The 17,056-nt window shown below is 39.5% G+C and carries 16 protein-coding genes; 8 read left to right on the top strand and 8 right to left on the bottom strand.

The window, feature by feature from the left end:
- Window positions 1-291 precede the first annotated feature (291 nt).
- Window positions 292-1,737, top strand: coding sequence for a sensor histidine kinase (locus V5M37_RS03300; protein ID WP_423800738.1), 1,446 nt, complete (start codon window positions 292-294; stop codon window positions 1,735-1,737).
- Window positions 1,703-2,275 (top strand): response regulator transcription factor, encoded by a 573-nt coding sequence (locus V5M37_RS03295; protein ID WP_423800737.1) that lies wholly within the window; start codon window positions 1,703-1,705, stop codon window positions 2,273-2,275. Before V5M37_RS03300 ends, V5M37_RS03295 begins: the two co-directional genes overlap by 35 nt.
- Window positions 2,276-2,313: 38 nt before the next feature.
- Here V5M37_RS03295 and V5M37_RS03290 read toward each other — a convergent pair whose 3' ends face one another.
- The 3 genes from V5M37_RS03290 to V5M37_RS03280 form a co-directional block, all read right to left on the bottom strand.
- Window positions 2,314-2,895 carry a hypothetical protein gene (locus V5M37_RS03290; protein WP_423800736.1) on the bottom strand — a complete coding sequence of 194 codons (582 nt, stop codon included), beginning with the start codon at window positions 2,893-2,895 and terminating at the stop codon, window positions 2,314-2,316.
- Between the two features lie 228 nt (window positions 2,896-3,123).
- The gene (locus V5M37_RS03285) at window positions 3,124-3,492 is read right to left on the bottom strand and encodes an SET domain-containing protein (RefSeq protein WP_423800735.1); all 369 of its coding nucleotides are present in this window, start codon (window positions 3,490-3,492) and stop codon (window positions 3,124-3,126) included.
- A gap of 454 nt (window positions 3,493-3,946) precedes the next feature.
- A complete protein-coding gene (locus V5M37_RS03280; RefSeq protein WP_423800734.1) occupies window positions 3,947-5,275 on the bottom strand; it encodes a LysM peptidoglycan-binding domain-containing protein in 1,329 nt (442 codons plus the stop codon).
- 678 nt (window positions 5,276-5,953) lie between these two features.
- Between V5M37_RS03280 and V5M37_RS03275 the strand changes: the two genes are divergently transcribed.
- From V5M37_RS03275 to V5M37_RS03260, 4 genes are all read left to right on the top strand, one after another.
- Entirely contained in the window at window positions 5,954-6,529 is a 576-nt protein-coding gene (locus V5M37_RS03275) for an NAD(P)H-dependent oxidoreductase (protein ID WP_423800733.1), read from the top strand.
- 181 nt (window positions 6,530-6,710) lie between these two features.
- Entirely contained in the window at window positions 6,711-8,582 is a 1,872-nt protein-coding gene (shc, locus tag V5M37_RS03270; RefSeq protein WP_423800732.1) for a squalene--hopene cyclase, read from the top strand.
- A 155-nt stretch (window positions 8,583-8,737) separates the two neighbouring features.
- Window positions 8,738-9,283 (top strand): HXXEE domain-containing protein, encoded by a 546-nt coding sequence (locus tag V5M37_RS03265; RefSeq protein ID WP_423800731.1) that lies wholly within the window; start codon window positions 8,738-8,740, stop codon window positions 9,281-9,283.
- A 119-nt stretch (window positions 9,284-9,402) separates the two neighbouring features.
- Entirely contained in the window at window positions 9,403-10,308 is a 906-nt protein-coding gene (locus tag V5M37_RS03260) for a TIGR01777 family oxidoreductase (RefSeq protein WP_423800730.1), read from the top strand.
- A 110-nt stretch (window positions 10,309-10,418) separates the two neighbouring features.
- Here the strand turns inward: V5M37_RS03260 and V5M37_RS03255 are convergent, their stop codons facing one another.
- From V5M37_RS03255 to V5M37_RS03245, 3 genes are all read right to left on the bottom strand, one after another.
- Window positions 10,419-10,835, bottom strand: a complete 417-nt coding sequence (locus tag V5M37_RS03255; protein ID WP_423800729.1) for a DUF1259 domain-containing protein — start codon at window positions 10,833-10,835, stop codon at window positions 10,419-10,421.
- A 208-nt stretch (window positions 10,836-11,043) separates the two neighbouring features.
- Window positions 11,044-11,790 (bottom strand): DUF4253 domain-containing protein, encoded by a 747-nt coding sequence (locus V5M37_RS03250; protein ID WP_423800728.1) that lies wholly within the window; start codon window positions 11,788-11,790, stop codon window positions 11,044-11,046.
- A gap of 69 nt (window positions 11,791-11,859) precedes the next feature.
- Window positions 11,860-11,988: a hypothetical protein gene (locus tag V5M37_RS03245; RefSeq protein ID WP_423800727.1), complete on the bottom strand. Its 129-nt coding sequence runs from the start codon at window positions 11,986-11,988 to the stop codon at window positions 11,860-11,862.
- Between the two features lie 713 nt (window positions 11,989-12,701).
- Between V5M37_RS03245 and V5M37_RS03240 the strand changes: the two genes are divergently transcribed.
- Entirely contained in the window at window positions 12,702-14,135 is a 1,434-nt protein-coding gene (locus V5M37_RS03240) for a purine-cytosine permease family protein (protein ID WP_423800726.1), read from the top strand.
- Window positions 14,136-14,378: 243 nt separating this feature from the next.
- Window positions 14,379-14,771: a DoxX family membrane protein gene (locus V5M37_RS03235; RefSeq protein ID WP_423800725.1), complete on the top strand. Its 393-nt coding sequence runs from the start codon at window positions 14,379-14,381 to the stop codon at window positions 14,769-14,771.
- Between the two features lie 275 nt (window positions 14,772-15,046).
- Here the strand turns inward: V5M37_RS03235 and V5M37_RS03230 are convergent, their stop codons facing one another.
- Both V5M37_RS03230 and V5M37_RS03225 read right to left on the bottom strand, forming a co-directional pair.
- Window positions 15,047-15,943 carry a sulfurtransferase gene (locus V5M37_RS03230; protein WP_423800724.1) on the bottom strand — a complete coding sequence of 299 codons (897 nt, stop codon included), beginning with the start codon at window positions 15,941-15,943 and terminating at the stop codon, window positions 15,047-15,049.
- Between the two features lie 122 nt (window positions 15,944-16,065).
- Window positions 16,066-17,022 (bottom strand): TRM11 family SAM-dependent methyltransferase, encoded by a 957-nt coding sequence (locus tag V5M37_RS03225; RefSeq protein WP_423800723.1) that lies wholly within the window; start codon window positions 17,020-17,022, stop codon window positions 16,066-16,068.
- Window positions 17,023-17,056: the final 34 nt, after the last annotated feature.

Raw genomic sequence — 17,056 nt, 5'->3', positions numbered from 1 at the left:
TCTCCCCATTTCATCTCCCATGGCAATCAAACTAATTATACACAAACCTTCCACTATAAAACATTAGTTAAAGATTACCTTAAAATAAGAAAAGTGCCTCCCCGAATAATATCGAAGACTCGACAAAGACAAAATGCGGATAGTGAAGGCACGTATTATGATGCATGGGGACGGTTCTCGTGCATCAAAAAAGGACAGTTCACTGCAAAAAATGCTGAAAAGTCGTGGTATGTGTTTTTTATCGGTGATGATATGATAAATATTGGAAATGTTATTTTGGAGGTTAAACCATTGTTTCCTATTTTATGGCCGATTTCTATCATTCTCTATTTCAGTAATCGCGGAGATTCTTATGTAAAATGGATTTGTTTGCTTCTTTTTATTGGTGGAGGGGGCAGTTACTTTGCTCTTATGCACAATTTCTTCCAGCCTCATCTTCAATCAAAAGCTTTACTGTCATCACAAGAGTATGCCATCCTTTCCGTTTCCGTCACAGTCTTTATGGCCATGTTTTATTTCCTTCTGCCATATGTTTTTCTGATGAGCTCGATCGCCTTAGCAAAAGGAAAAATCCCTTTCTTAAAATGGTTGTTGCTCCTCCCTTCGGTCATCTTTTTCCTAATGGATTTTGAAACCATCATGACGGGAATCACGCTCAACAGATTACACATTTGGGCAGTTCTTTATATTCTGACGGGCTGCTTTTTGTACTTATTTTCCATATTCAATGCTGAAAATCAGGAACAAAGGCGTAATACGATTAGGCTATGCATCCTTTTCATTCCTATCTTATCTGTCATTTTGTTAAAGGACTTTCTTTTCATTGATCAAGTGATCCTTTCCGAAAAAGATATTATTTTTATAAAAAATACAGACTGGACGATTAACAGTAATTTCATAGATTTATGGTTAATTATCCTCTTATTTTTCTATAGTATTCGTTACGGCATTCTGGGAATAAAATTGAGATTGGAAAAGCATAGGCTGAGTGCAACGATGTCAACACTCTCTTCTGGAACAACCATCATTAACCACGCCATTAAAAATGAAATTCAAAAAATGGACTATATGTTGGAAAGAACCAGGTCACACATCCTTGAGGAAAACAAAGATGACGCCATCCAATCGGTTGAAAAAATCGGTTTTGTTACCGGCCATCTGCAGCAAATGATGGACAGGATTAAGGAGAAATCTCAAGAAATTATACTTACAGAAAAGACAGTTAATCTTACGGAATTATTAGATACGGTACTAGATGGTTTTCAACCGCTTCTAGAGCAGAAAAATATTAGTTTAATGAAAGAGTATGAATTGGGCGTTATATTACGATGTGACGCCCACCATATATATGAAGTCTTTTCAAACCTATGTACGAATGCCATTGATTCCATACAAGCAGAATCAGGAATTTTGACGGTCAAGGTAAAGCGTCTTAAAAAACATATTGCTGTTGAAGTAAGCGATACTGGGTGCGGCATGGACAAAAATTCAATTTCAAAGATATTTGAACCGTTTTTCACCACTAAAAATAACACCAGAAATTACGGCCTTGGATTGTCCTATTGCTACAATGTAATGGGCAAACACCAAGGGCAAATAAAAGTGCTCGATAGCAAGAAAGACATTGGAACGACAATGTCCCTGCTTTTTCCAAAAAGAAGGATGATAGAGGTTAATCAAGTGATGAAACGGGGGCAACCTAATGGAAAAAATCAGAGTCTTACTGGTGGAAGATGACGAGTATTGGAAAAATAACATTAGTGATGACCTTGGTAAGGAAGATGACATTTCGCTGGCAGGTGTCGTTTCCACAAAAGAGGATGCATTATCAGCACTCCAATCCATAGAGGTTGACATTATACTAATGGATATTAATCTAACAGCCAATAATTTGGATGGAATTGAAATTGCACGTGAGTTGAAAAGAACCGGGGGCAGTTCTAGCAAAATCATCATGCTGACTTCATTACATCAAAAAGAAATTGTCATGCAGTCATTTAAGCAAGGGGCAGTGAACTTTATAACAAAATCAAGCTATCAAGATATCATTAGAGCTATTCGAGAAGCATATTATAATCGTTCCGCTATCCACCCTGATGCTGCAGAAATGTTGCGCACAGAAATTATCTTATCCGATTTAACGCCGATGGAACGGGAAATTTACGACCTTAAGCAACAAGGATATAATAAAACCCAAATTTCGGAGCTGCTCTATAAATCGGTTAACACGATCAAAAGTCAACTCCGCAGTATCCGGGATAAATTAAGGGGATAAAGTGCAATAAAGGAACTCACGAAGAGTTCCTTTTTGATTTAGCCTTGAAGGGACCATTCTGGGTTTTTATTCTTTCCTGAAACGATCGGATAGGCTAAGGAGATCACTATAAAAGAGAACAACAAAGGGGAGATAAATACACCAAATGGGACCAGGAAACCAAACGGACTGAACATCAGCAGAAATCCTATTTTCCGCTGGGCCATTTTGGAGACGGCAATCGCTATTCCAAAAAGAAAGATACTCAATGGGAAGAGGATCATGGAAACATTAATAATTTCCGCCAGCGGCGACGGTACAGTACCATTTGCCAAAACTTGTGGAGCATATTCAAATAAAATCGGTTTAAAAAATCCACTCGCTGCCTTCATAAAGATATGAAAAACAAAGCCTGGTATCAAAAGGATTCCGCTTATTAAACCAAAATTCCCTAACTTTTCTGCGTTGGCGAAATAAATGCCAATCATCCCCATCAACAATAAAGTATGGGCCGTTATATCTACGGTCGTGAGAAACAATGTTTCCTGCCATAATCCATACCATAGGGGAACTGTGGCAAAAAGCGCTGCCCCGCAAATCCCTAAAAACGCAAAAACCGAAATTCCTTTTTGTACATTCATCTTATTTCCTCCTAAAAGTTATTTATACCTTGATTATAGGAGGCATACAACAGTCTGAGGAGGATGAACTTTTTTCACCCCCCAAATGAAACACGGGGACGGTTCTGCTGCTTCACTGAAGCAGCAGAACCGTCCCCATGCATCAAATATTAATGGATTATAATTGGGTGGTGCCTGGCACTTTTTATTCGTTATTTTTTATCATAAAACTTTGTCAAGCTTAGAGGTTCAGATGACGTCAAACCATAAGGACTCATCGTCATCAGGTTCTCCATTATAGTTTATTAGAATTTCTTCTCCAGCTTTTATGTCGATATGTGCATAAAAGTCAATTGTTCTATTTGCAAAGTTGAGTCCATATATGGCATTAGGCCTATAGGAGTGGTTAAATAAAGAACCATATCCTAACGCAAGGGCAACTTCATCATTATCTTGGTCCCACCAGAACACATAGTCCCTCATTATCGTCTTTGCCAAATATTTATAATCCTTACCAGGAGATACAATAACTGGAGCTTCATGTATCAGTTCACCATTATGAATGTCACGGGATGCAAATATCCCTCTGCCATATTTTGATTTCTTTACTTCAATCATTTTCTCTCACCGCCATTTTTTAATAAATGAATATTATTTTATTAATTTATGCCAGCACGTTCCTATGTGATAGGTATTCCCTCTGGACAGTGCTGCCTAGAAACGATACAACTTCTTCCTTCTAGGTTACTTATGCGAAATAAATCGACTGCATTGACACACCTCTTGAAAATAAAAAAAAGCTGCCCATTTGGACAGCCTAGAAAAATTTCATTAAGGGTGAGGGGAACACCCCTCTTCTCCTCCAAAGAGCCGATAGGCGACACCAACTTAGTAAAAGGAAAACCAAAAAAAGGGAAGCAGCTTGCGGCGATGCCTATGCCTAATGCCCTCAAATCCCACGGTAGTGGTCCACTCAGAATTCCCCCCTTTTTCCCCTGGCCGCTAGGCCGGTCAATTTCACTTGATACAACAGAAATATCTCTGATTCATTAATCAGAGGTACTATTAAAGTTTAGTAAGGAGTTTTTGCACCGAGATATCTAGTCTTCCAATAGGTAGATGTCATATCTGAGATCGTTACACCTGTTGAGGCTGCGCTGATAAATTTGTTGTTTCCTAAATAGATGCCAACATGGGATGGTCCGAGTTTATAGGTTTGAAAGAAAACAAGATCTCCTATGCTTGGCGAAGCCACTGGTGTTGTTGCATCCCATTGTGTTGCAGCAGTCCGTGGTAAGGAGATGCCGACTTTATTAAACACATATACAGTAAAGCCACTGCAATCGAAACCTGCTGGAGTGTTTCCTCCCCATTTATACGGCGAACCAAGATATTTCTTAGCCTCTTCTATCACTCCCTGAACGAGAGAAGCTGATGAAGTTGCAGGTTTTTGAGCTGCTTCAGTAGAAGGTGCTGGCGTTTGAACCGGTGCTGCTGGATTTGAATCCGTTGTTGAGTTTCCAGTTGTTGCAGTTGAACTAGATGTTACCGGTGCGTTTTCTGTTGTTGCTGGTTCACTTGGTGTTACCGGTGCTTTTTCTGTTGTTGCTGCTGCACTTGGTGTTACCGGTGTTTTTTCCTGCATTGTTGGTGTGCTGGATGCTGCCGGTGCTTGTCCGGTTGTTGCACCAAAAGTTACTGCAGAATTCTCTGCAGCTTCTGTATTAGAAGCTCCCTCTGTAGTATCAGTTGCCGGTACCCTTGATGTTGTCACTACGCTTTGTGATGAACCTGCATTTGAAGTGGCTTGAGTGCTCGGTGTTGATCCAGCACTTGATGCTGCTGCTATATTTCGAGTTGTGACTGATTCTGATTTCGCCACAACGGCAGGATTTTCCACACTTCCAATCTTTAACGTCTGTCCAGCATAAATCGTGTCAGAGGATAACTGGTTCATTGCTTTAAGCTCGGACACTGATAGATTAAAACGGGCTCCGATGACGGAAAGAGAATCACCTTTTTGAACCTTGTAAGAAGAATCATTTGAATTTGTTCCTACAATTTTTAATGACTGTCCAATTCGAATAAAACTAGATGTCATGCCATTCAACCGTTTTAATTCATCTACGGTTGTACCATTGTCCTTAGCAATTTTCCAAAGACTATCTCCTCGTTTGACAGTGTATGTAAGTGATAGTTTCTGATTGACATAGATGGTATCACTTGAAAGAGAATTCCATTCTTTTAATTGGTTAATAGATACATGATTAGAATTGGCAATTTTCCAAAGGCTGTCACCAGGACGAACCGTGTATGCGGGTTCTTGTGCACTTGCTGTGGCTCCAAAAGCAGTAAGGACGAGCCCAGCTGTTGCAGCTGCTGTTACTAGATTTTTCTTCACTGTTTTACTTCCTACCTTTCATTATTTTGCTCCAATAAGACATAATAATGAAATGACCAACAAAAAAACATCCACCAAAAGTGGTAGTTCGTTGTTAATCTACTAATATGAATACAGAATTGGTAGAATCTATACTTTTTATTACAAATAGTATATTAATAACTATGCAGGAAGAATAATGAAATAGAGGAAATCGTATGTTCGCACCCTGATTTATGTAATAAAATTGTAATCAATTCGTAATATTTAATTATATGACGAAGTGTGACATCAACCGTTTTCATCAAAGTGGGCTTGTTATTCCTAGGAAGGGATGACCGGTCTGGAAGGCTCTATTTTTTACCGAATTTATCCTTTTTAAAAGGCGCCTTCTTATTCAAGAAAAGCGCCCGATCGCTGAATATATAGGATATAATACGTTCCCAACCACCTATTGTATTGCTCTTGTAATTTACTCTTGTTTATTTACAGTTTCAACTCTTTGTGGGCTTTAACATCTTCAGTATCCTTTTTGAATTTTTCAACTTGATTGTAAATCCCTCTAATATCAATTTGTTCCAACGATTACTTTTCGAGCTATCCACAGGGAACTTAGCAATTTACTTAGAATATGATATGTCTAAAACCGTCAATATTGGCCTAGGGAAAATTCATTTTCCATTAATGGAGGGAACCCATATGACTACCTTAATTATTTATGCCCACTCAAATAAGGATAGCCTTAATCATGCGATATTAGAGAGCGTTATGAAAGGGTTAAAGGAAGCCAAACGGAAATTTGAATTAATTGATTTATATGCGGAGAAATTTGATCCTGTTTTAGTCATCGATAATCAGCATAAACCAAGGGATTTAATCCATGATCCATATACTGAAAAGTATCGAAAAAAGATTGAGCAGGCTGACCTGTTAATTTTCATTTACCCGATTTGGTGGTATGGTGTACCAGCGATTTTAAAAGGCTTTTTTGATCGCGTGTTTGTTTCCGGATTTGCGTATCAACACAAAGGAGCATTTCCGAAAGGGTTATTGAAGAATAAATCGGCATGGGTTATTTACACCATTGATGCTCCCTCTTTATTTATTCGATTGTTTAGAAAAAATGTCGAATGGATTGTGGTAAAAAATTACATTTTAAAGTTCTGCGGCATTAAAAATATTAAAAGAACTCGATTAACGTATGTTAAACATTCTACCTATAAAACTCGGCAGAAATGGCTTCAAAAAATCTACCAGCACGCAAAAGCGATTTGAACATATGGGATTGCACGTTAAAAAAAGAAAATTAAAAAGGAGCGCGAAATAAAATTTGTGCTCCTTTTCTTATTAAAATTGTGACTAATTGTTATGACTCATACTCTCATGAAACAAATGCATATTCATATTGCTAGATGAATATGAATACATAGTGAGTTTTTGAAAGAAGGTGGGTATCATGATGGATCGGGTAAATGCGGAAATCAACCTAATCACCGATCAACTCATTAAGGACCAATCAGCTGACGGGTCCTGGCAATATCCCTTCGAGACCGGAATCGCATCAGACTGCAGTATGATTATCCTATTACGGACATTGGAGATAAATGATGAGGAATTCATAAAAGAATTGGTGAAACGTATCGCAGGAAAACAGCAGGAAGATGGGTCATGGAAGCTGTTTCATGACCAAGAAAAAGGAAGTCTGACAGCCACAGTTGAAGCTTATTATGCCCTTCTTTATTCTGGTTACCGCGATCGAAAAGACCAGGAGCTCCAGGCTGCAAGAAGGTTTATTATGGCCAACGGAGGGGCTACGGAAGTCCATATGTTTTTGAAAATCATGTTGGCCATAACAGGACAATGTGAGTGGCCGCACTTCCCCATTAATATTGAAGTGATGCTTTTACCAGACTCCTTTCCCATCAATTTCTTTGACCTCTCCGTGTACGGAAGAGCGAACATTATCCCTTTTTTGATTCTCGCCAATACGAATTTTCGTAAGAGAACACCTCGATCACCCAATCTCTCCGATTTGTTTCAAAAGAAAGCTATTCGTTTTTTTACAGAGGATCAAGCAGAAGAGGCCCGCTCGGTGATCAAATGGATTAAACAGGGGATTAAGGGTCTGAAATCCCATGTAAATCTTCGCGAATTAGCATTATATCGTGCCGAAAAATATATGCTGGATCGAATCGAACCGGACGGCACCTATTTAAATTATTTTAGCACTACTTCTCTCATGATTTATGCCTTACTGGCGAGGGGGTATTCGAATTCACATCCGGTGATTACTCGTGCCGTGCAAGGTTTAAAAGCGATGACCTGCCGTATTGACGGAGAACTTCATTGCCAATATACGACGGCTACGGTATGGAACACGACGTTAATTAGTTATGCTCTGCAAGAATCTGGTGTCCCCTATTCAGCGGATACCGTCCAGAAGGCAAACCAATATATCCTCTCCCGTCAACATATCAAATACGGGGATTGGGTCATTCATGAACCGAACTTGCTGCCTGGAGCCTGGGGCTTTGCGGACTTGAATACCATCCATCCGGATATTGACGACACAACGGCAGCACTAAGAGCGATTCGAACTTTGGCTATCGAACAAGCAGATTGTCGGCAGGCATGGGATCGCGGAATCAACTGGCTCATTTCCATACAAAACGATGACGGTGGCTGGGCAGCATTCGAAAAGAACGTGAACAAGAAAATATTGAACCTGTTACCGATTGAGGGCGGAAAAGATTTGTTGATTGATCCGTCGACGGTTGATTTAACAGGAAGGACATTGGAATTTTTCGGTAACTATACCCATTTGGATTTTCACCATCCCATGGTGAAACGTGGGATTCGTTGGCTGTTAAAGAAGCAAAATTCGGATGGTTCTTGGGTAGGGCGCTGGGGCGTCTATATTTATGGAACATGGGCGGCTGTAACGGGATTGGTTGCGGTTGGGGTTTCCCCTAATCATCCATCCATTCAGAAGGCTGTAAACTGGTTAAAATCCATTCAAAATCAAGACGGGGGTTGGGGAGAATCCTGTAAGAGTGATATCGATAACTGTTATGTGCCGCTCCGCGAAAGTACCCGTACTCAAACAGCATGGGCCCTTGACACACTTATCTCGGCCTCGACTGTTGTCACACCTGAAATGGAACACGGTGCAGCTTTTTTAGTGGACGGAAAAGAAAAAGATTGGACAAAGACCTATCCAAAAGGAAGGGGAATGGCGGGATCCTTTTATCTCAATTATCATTGTTATGAATACGTTTTTCCATTACTGGCACTGGCGCATTATAAAAATTTAGCTGAAGGGAGTTAAAAACAAGGCGAATTGGCTGTTAGGGATGCTAAAAAGAGTGATAAAACCATATAGGCTGGCATATTTTTATATCCTGTCCCATACACTGAACCAAACTACAACCATACAAAGTCTTGCTGAATTACAAATCCTTCCCAACAAGCAGGAGGTAAAAGATGCTTGAAACTTTACTCCAATTTTTCGACCTTCATACAGTCATTTGGTTGTTCCCTATCATCTTTATTTTCCATGACCTAGAAGAGATCATAACAATTGAATCTTCCATGAGTAAATACAAATATAGTTCTCAAAAAACTCCATTCGTCGAACTAACATTAAAAATGAGGAAAAAACTAGGTTCGACCGCTGCCCAACTTTCTATTTCGGCTACATGGATTTTGCTTATTATCACATTCACCACATTGATGACTGCCCATTTCTCCGTAAACGGAGGGGGCTTTCTCTTATATACAGCAATACTCAATTTATTTATTCTGCAGGCGACCATGCATATTGTTCAGTCCATCTTTTTTAGAGGATATACACCTGGTATCATAACGGCGCTGTTCCTCCTCATCCCTTACTGTCTTATTGCCTATTACAGTTTGTTCGAGCGCGGCCTGATAGACTTGCATTTCATTTTCGCAAGTATTCCCGTCAGCCTATTAATGATCCATATTTTTCTTGTTGGCAATCTCCTAGGCCGTTATTTTATTCACTAACTGGTCCTCACTCATTTTTTTACTTGGTCAGCATTTCATTCTCGAATAAATGGCTGCTTTTCCTCATTTAACCGATAAGTTCATCCATCATAAAAAGGTAGTTGCTGGAGGCGAGTAAATTGCATGTTGTCTTAACGGGAGGATCCGGGTTTATTGGTCAAGCCTTAACACACCTGTTGACTCAAAAAGGCCATCGGGTAACCATATTAACACGACGTCTTCCTGATCCTAATAGAACAGATGAGTCCGTTCATTATGTGGAGTGGCTTTCTGAAGATCATCAGCCTGAAAACGAACTTGAGGATGTGGATGCAATCGTCAATTTAGCCGGGGAATCAATCAATGGCGGGCGATGGACCAAAGGTAAAAAGGAGGCTATTTTGAATAGCCGTCTCACCGCCACAAAAGAGGTCATTCGAATTCTAGGACATCTTCATCCCAAGCCAAAAGTTCTTGTTAACGCCTCAGGTTTAAGTTACTACGGGATGTCAGACTTCAAGACATTTAATGAGACCTCACAAAGTAATGCAAATGATTTTTTAGCAAAAGTTGTAAGGCTGTGGGAGAATGAAGGGGCTGCGGCCAAAGAATTTGGCATTCGAACGGTCTTCGCACGGTTCGGTATCATTCTTGGACAAAAGGGTGCCTTACCGCTAATGGTGCTGCCGTATAGATTTTGTATTGGGGGGACAATCGGCAATGGAATGCAATGGATTTCCTGGGTTCACATTCGAGATGTAGTTGAGATGCTTTACTACGCCATCATGAATCCCGAAATAGATGGACCGTTGAATGTGACCTCTCCTAATCCCATTCGCATGTCATCATTCGGAAGGGCAATTTCAGACGTCCTTCACCGCCCACATTGGCTCCGTGTGCCTGAGTTTATTTTAAAAGTGGCACTTGGTGAAATGAGTCAGGTTGTATTAAAAGGGCAGCGAGTACTTCCTCAAAAAGCACTTTACCACCATTACTCCTTTCATTTTACAGATGTAAAAAGTGCACTTTCTGATCTTCTAGGTTAACGTTGCTTCTTGAAAGAGTGTTCCTGTCACCACCCGAATCTTGTCGAGGTGAATTCGACAAATTGCGGGTAGTGTAGTGACAGCTGCACTTGCCTTTTACTAAGATGTATTTATTCATCTTTTTCCTGTATGGGGAGGCTTGTTAATGTTGTAAATGCGTTTGCCACTTTTCTCGCGAACGAAAGAGGCGGTTCAACCGATTGAATATGAAGATACATCAGATTTGGTTGGGTAAATATCCAGTGATTATGCAAGGCACTGACAATTAGGCCTTGCCCCACAACAGATCTTGTGAAGTTTGGGATTTCCTGTTCAAGTAATGTGATCTCCCCAAGGTTTAGTGCATTACCATTTACATCCAATGACTCAAATGAAATTCCTACTGGTATAACAGAATGACTTGGCCGCCCTTGGACATGAACATTAAAACTGCGCTTTAAGCTAACCGAACAGCCATTTTTCTCCATTTTAGCTTTTCCATTTAATATTTGGGCAAATTGGTCTCCCAACTGCTTCAAGTTATTCATTCATTAGCCCCCTTTTCGCGTTCTCCGAAAATAGCCTATTTAGATTATATTCACGAGTGAAAAATATATTAAGAAAACTCGCCGATTGGCTAGCCCTTAAAGGGGAAAGCGGATAAGTAGTTCTCGTCTAAAAGCTCAGCTTTTAGGCTGTGCTGCAACTACTAACGAAGTAATTTTAAACCGTACGTCTAGTAGCTACTATTACTTTTTAATCCCACCAAAAATACCAATAAGAAGAATTAATAAGTGTTCCTGCGAGTGAATTTACTGTCCCTACGCCTTGCCAAACTATATCACCACAAAATCCAAATTGTTCCCAAGCGAGTAATCCTGATTCTTCTTGAGTCTTTGGAGGATTCACAATATATAATTCCCATACATCTGGTGTTACTAAAGCGGGAGTAGATCCATACTTTTCATACCAATATTTGAACACTGCAACTTGCTCTTCTGGCATTGGGCATTCATTAAACCCGCCCATTGGAACCCAAGCAGCTACTTCCCAAGGTTTATCCGTTGGAATCTTTGCGAGAATGATTTTTTCATTAACTGCTTCTTCAATTGATAGAAAATGATTTGTCCGTTTCTCTATCGCAAACTCGCCAGTGATATCGTAGTCTTCATCCTCTTCCATCGGCATGACCTCGTCAAGCAGGTTCTTTAACAATTCCTTTACATCAATATCCTTCGCTTTAGCTAAAATTGATTCCCGATTATCGTTTAAGTATTCTTTATCCGACTCGGCTTCAATGACTTCTAACATCATTTCCGAAGGGATAATGATAAGTGGTGTATATCCATCTTTTTTGCCTTCCATGAGAGCTTGATGATACCTGGTCATGACACCTTCAACATTTTTCTCCTCAATAACCAAGCAGTCACAATCCAATTTAGCAATTATTTCTTTTATATAATCTTTCTTTTCCTTTTTCTTCAATTTATCAAATATACCCACGTTCTTCATCTCCTACAGGTAATGTTGTTGGTCATATTTATAAATTCAATTAAATTTATATTTTTCCTCTTAACCCCTGCTTGGTAAACAATTAATGTGCTCATCAAGAAGTGGAAATCCCAGCTCCGTAAATACTTTAATCTCCTCATTATGGAAATCATCTGGTAAATCTTCCTCGATGAACTCTTCTTCCACCATTTTTACTAGTAACTCCTCTCTTTTCCAGTGAGCCAAATGATCAAATACTTTTCTCTGAGATTCATTAAAGCCGTTATACACCCCTTTGAACTGTGGTATAAGTCCTAATGCTAAGTTGAATAGGATATGAAAAAACCAGTCAATGACTGTTTTCTTGGAAATGCGAGGTACTGGTGGGTTTAAAATATATGTCTATTACAAACCGGATTATTGGAATGGATATATTGCCTCCAATTTATTTTGCGTAACTGAATTATCAAAAAAATGAAATGATGAAACCTCAAAAAATGGGAAGGTAATTTTGAATTCACACCTCTCATTTCGATTCTCATAGTAAAAGTTCTTTACAAATAACACACCCTGCTTAATAGAGAGAAATAGATGTAACCGCTATGGATATTTATCCAAAAATACGTATACAGCCAATACATTAATTTGAGGTAAAACCCCCATTTTTAAAGGGCTGATTAAGTCCTTCTCCCCATGGACACTTGATTATGTAAACTGATTGTGTATATAATAGAATTGTGGCAGACAAACGCAGTCTGCGAAATCGGATATATTTACTTTTTCTAAAATAAAAATTTGCTCAAAAAAACACATTCTATTACCCTCTAAAACAAGCATTCAATCTTGTAGGGGTCTAGATTGAATGTGAAAATAAACTGCAAAAAGGAGGTAGGGTGTAAGGAGCATCATGGAAGGATGATTACATGAGTGTAGATCAAACTAAAGGTCTCCAAGAAGAAGGAAAAGACGATTATACATTTGATAAGGTTCCGGCAGGAAAACGGAATATGGGTTGGTTTAGCGTAACCAACATAACGTTTGGTATTGCCACTGCGATTTTTTATTTTCAAACAGGCAGTGTTATGGCCCTGCAGTATGGTGCAATGAATGCTATTATTTCAGCTATTTATGCCATCGTAATTGCTGGGGTCTTAGGTACGGTGATTGCCTATTTATCCGCGAAGTCAGGAATGAATGTAAACCTCATGTCCAGGCAGGGGTTTGGCTATATTGGTGCTTCGTTAACTTCATTGATATACGCATCAAATTTCATTATGTATTGCGCCTTTGAAGGTATGATTCTCGTTTCCGCAGTACATGCATTTTTCCCCGAAATTCCACTTTGGCTTTTAATTATTGTTTTTGGATCCATTGTCATCCCGCTAAATTGGTTTGGTATTAAACAACTAGATAAATTACAAAAATGGTCATTACCGATCTTCTTTCTATTTTTAATTACCATCATCATTGTTGCAGCCAATTTACCGTCTCAATTTGATGGTCACTTTTGGACCTATATGCCAAAAGGTATACAGATAGGTGGAACAGGCTTACTTCTATGTATCGGGATGCAGCACGGGATTATGGGATTAACCGCCTTAATTGCGTCAGATTACGCGCGTTTCCTTAAACCAAAGGATATTAAACTTGGATCCATTATGATCGGATTTATTCCGCAAATTTTCTGTTTCGGTGTCATGGGCTTACTTGGAATCTGGTTTGGTGTCCGGTTAGCTGAAGCGAATCCGGGGGTTTATATTGTCACCATTCTTGGACTAGGTGGAGTCGTTTTTACGTTGTTAACACAATTACGTATTAACGTTACAAATATTTATAGTGCTTCCCTGTCACTGTCTAATTTTTTCGAGAATGTATTCCATTTCAAACCCGATCGTCGCTTTTGGGTTGTTGTCTCTGGCATTGTGTCGATTGCGCTAATGCTTGGGGGCATACTGGATTATTTAGGCAGTGCAATGACATTCCAAGGGGTTCTCTTAATGGCATGGGCTGCTATTTTAGTTACAGATGCATTAGTCGTGAAGAAGTTGTTGAAAATTGGGCCGAAAGAATATGAAGCGAGACAGGAAAAATTATATAAATGGAATCCAGTTGGGGTTGCACCATTAATTATCTCAAGTGTTCTTGGAACGATTGCTGGATTAGGGTACATGGGAACGTTCCTACAAAATACAGCCACTTTCTTTGCAGCCATACTTGCCTCATTCCTCACTGTTGCAATAGCTGTCTATACGAAGGGGAGATATTACAGTAGAGAGTCTGAGGAAGTAAAGGTAAAACGTAAAAATGTATCAGAGAGAAAACAGTCAACCTTCACACAAGAAGTACCGGTTGATTAATGCAAAAAAATAAAGGTCATTGATATAGGTTTGATCAAAGTCCCTGCGTTGATACGCAGGACTTTTTTTGTGAGATTAAAAGAGTGCCTGGCACCACCCAAATAATGATAATCAAATATCTAAAAATTACGGGTAGTGACCGGCACTGCTTTTTTTGAAAAATCCTCGAAACAGCCCAAATTCCCTCAATTTTTAAGTTAAAATAATTTTGGTTTGTGAATAGTCTTTAAGTGGGGGGTGCTAGTGATTAAAATTTCAATGCACATTAGCAGATTATTTTTAGGGGTCGTTTTCTTGATTGCAGGTATAAACGGATTTTTTGTGATCTTTGGATCAGAACCATTTATAGCAACTAGTCTAGCAGCAATGGCATTATTCGAATTTAAATACCTCTTAATTGCCGAAAAATCTTTAGAAGTTATATGTGGAATATTACTTATAGTCAATCAATTTATCCCATTAGCCATTGCAATATTATCGCCAATAGTAGCCAATATTTTCTTGCTCCATTTGTTCTTAGACCATTCTTTACTTCCTTTAGCGATAATGCTTGTCCTCACTTTCGGAGTTTTGTTGTTCTATTATAGAAATAACTTTATGAGTTTACTAGAGAGAAAACCGTACTCGCCTCATTAAATACCCATTATTTTAATTCAAATTTTCTTGCTAAATGTGTTAGTTAAAGTTTGATCGCAGCAGCGGTCTTTTTTTCTTTGTTAAAATGGAATGATTGGGACAATTCGATAAGGGTTGAGAGAGGATTTTAGGAATCCGATTTATCGACCTAGCTTTAATGATGAATAATTTACACACCATAGACTTCCTCACATTATTCGTTCCTTCTATAAAGGTCAGTCGTTTTAAGCCAGTACATTTTGTACTGGCTATTTCTCTGATCCTACATTTCAGATTTAGCTGCCGGTAATCAACGGACAGTCAGGATCACTTGCCCACTCATTCATCGAACCGTCATATACGGCTACGTTTTGTTGACCAAGCATATTGAGAAGGAGCGCATTCCAGGTAGCGGCAATCCCGCCCCCACAATAGGTAATCACTTTTTTATCAGGGTCCAACGCTCCTGCTTTTTCAAAAGTCTCGCGCAATCTGGATTCATCATATATCTTTCTTGTGTTCGGGTCGCCATGACTTCCAAAGAAGACATTTACACTATTAGGAATATGTCCTTTTCGCGGATAAGTGTTTGTTTCGCCTCGAAAATCCTCTGGCGATAAACTGTTGATGAGAATGATCTGGTCATCATGCATAGCTCTTTTTACATCTTCTTTTGTTGCCAATAGTTCTGGGCGGCGTTCACCGCTAAATTTCGCCTGTGGATAATGGCCCGGCTCTGTTGAGGTGGGTCGCCCTTCCTCTTTCCATTTTTGATAACCGCCTTCGAGCACGGAAATGTCCTCAAACCCTTCATATCGCAGCTGCCAGGCTAATCGTGACGCCCACTGAGCAGCGACCACCGGATTACCTACCAATGCCCCTTGGTCGTAAATGACGACATACGTTCCGTCACCGACCCCAATTTCCTCCATTTTTTTCACAAATTGCTCCCGTGGCGGAACGGTCATAGGAAGGGGAGCTTCGGGATCTGATAATTCATGCATTAAATCCGCAAAAACCGCCCCGGGAATATGACCTTGATTATACGCATCTCTCCCAGACCACATGCCTACCTCTTCCTTTTCACTATCTGGGATTTTTAGAAATGTAGTGGCGTCTACTATCCTTAAATTTGGATCTTCCAACCGCTCCGCTAACCATTCTGTATTCACAATCAATGGATGTTTACTCATCTTTTCCCTCCGTTTTACCTTAATCAAAAACTTCTTGATTAACTTTTCCCCATTTCACTTTACTTATGAAACGTTTCACCGTGATTGATCTAAAGGAGGTTTTTTTATAAATTATTAAAGACTTATTTACAGACAATTACTTCACGAGTAAATGAACCTTTCTTAACAACAGCTCGGTCCATCATGGAAAATCCCGCATTTATGAGGATTTCATCAATGAATTCAACAGTTACTACTACGACTTTGTTAGCAATCCTGCGTGCACATTGGAGTATTTCGAGTTGCTCTTCAGGCGATATGACAGAACACAAATTGTAGGGTAAATCGATAATCGCTACATCATATTGATTGGTGACATTTCGGATATCTGCCAATTTCACTTCTCCAGAAAGCCCAAAATGTGCGATGTTCTCTCTAGCTCCGCCAAGAATAAGAGGATTTCTATCGCTCCCAACAATATCAATCCCCATAGATAAGGCCTCTACTAGTACGGTCCCAATCCCACAGCAAGGGTCAATGGCCTTTATTCCACTTGGAACTGGAATGGCAATATTCACTATAGCTCTTGCCACACGTGTGTTAAGCGCAGTGGAATAACTATGCGGTTTCTGTTGATGCCGAAACCATACAGACTCACTTTTAAGATAATCACCGAATACCCATCTTCCGTTTATATTCATAACACCAAATATTCTCTTCGGATGATGAAGATCAGCCACACCATTAATATGAAATCCGATTTCCTTCTCAATGGCCCGGCGGTATTCAATGCCTTTCTCTTCATTTTTGGCCTGCCCGCCATTTTTTACATAATACACTTTAAACGTTTCCCCAGTTACTTGCAGGGCTGCTACTTGTTCGATGAGCTGTTGAAGACTGTGCCCCTCATAAATGACAGCAAGTCTTTCCTTCATAAACGGACTCCGACTTGGGTCAATTTTTACATGGCTTTCCAAGATGTTTGTTTGTGACTCCTCCCCAAATAATGTGCGCATTTCCAAAGCACATAAGGGACGTTCATCCTCATAACAGGCATAAGTATATATATAGGTCGTTAGTTCTTCGTGCTTACAATCCACTAGTTCCCATCCTTCAATCTATAAATAATAAAAG

Origin of the sequence: Neobacillus sp. SAB-20_R2A (assembly GCF_049568635.1) — a bacterium.
In the GTDB taxonomy this organism is placed as follows: domain Bacteria; phylum Bacillota; class Bacilli; order Bacillales; family Cytobacillaceae; genus Neobacillus; species Neobacillus citreus.
Note: the sequence above shows the minus strand (reverse complement) of the source record. Positions and strands in the feature narration are given on the sequence as shown.

Bases quoted from the DNA above. Each gene is read 5' to 3' on its own strand.
- V5M37_RS03285 (WP_423800735.1), bottom strand. From the start codon at position 3,492: ATGATTGAAGTAAAGAAATCAAAATATGGCAGAGGGATATTTGCATCC.
- V5M37_RS03265 (WP_423800731.1), top strand. From the start codon at position 8,738: ATGCTTGAAACTTTACTCCAATTTTTCGACCTTCATACAGTCATTTGG.
- V5M37_RS03275 (WP_423800733.1), top strand. From the start codon at position 5,954: ATGACTACCTTAATTATTTATGCCCACTCAAATAAGGATAGCCTTAAT.
- V5M37_RS03255 (WP_423800729.1), bottom strand. From the start codon at position 10,835: ATGAATAACTTGAAGCAGTTGGGAGACCAATTTGCCCAAATATTAAAT.
- V5M37_RS03230 (WP_423800724.1), bottom strand. From the start codon at position 15,943: ATGAGTAAACATCCATTGATTGTGAATACAGAATGGTTAGCGGAGCGG.
- V5M37_RS03295 (WP_423800737.1), top strand. From the start codon at position 1,703: ATGGAAAAAATCAGAGTCTTACTGGTGGAAGATGACGAGTATTGGAAA.
- V5M37_RS03240 (WP_423800726.1), top strand. From the start codon at position 12,702: ATGAGTGTAGATCAAACTAAAGGTCTCCAAGAAGAAGGAAAAGACGAT.
- V5M37_RS03245 (WP_423800727.1), bottom strand. From the start codon at position 11,988: ATGGTGGAAGAAGAGTTCATCGAGGAAGATTTACCAGATGATTTCCAT.
- shc (WP_423800732.1), top strand. From the start codon at position 6,711: ATGATGGATCGGGTAAATGCGGAAATCAACCTAATCACCGATCAACTC.
- V5M37_RS03290 (WP_423800736.1), bottom strand. From the start codon at position 2,895: ATGAATGTACAAAAAGGAATTTCGGTTTTTGCGTTTTTAGGGATTTGC.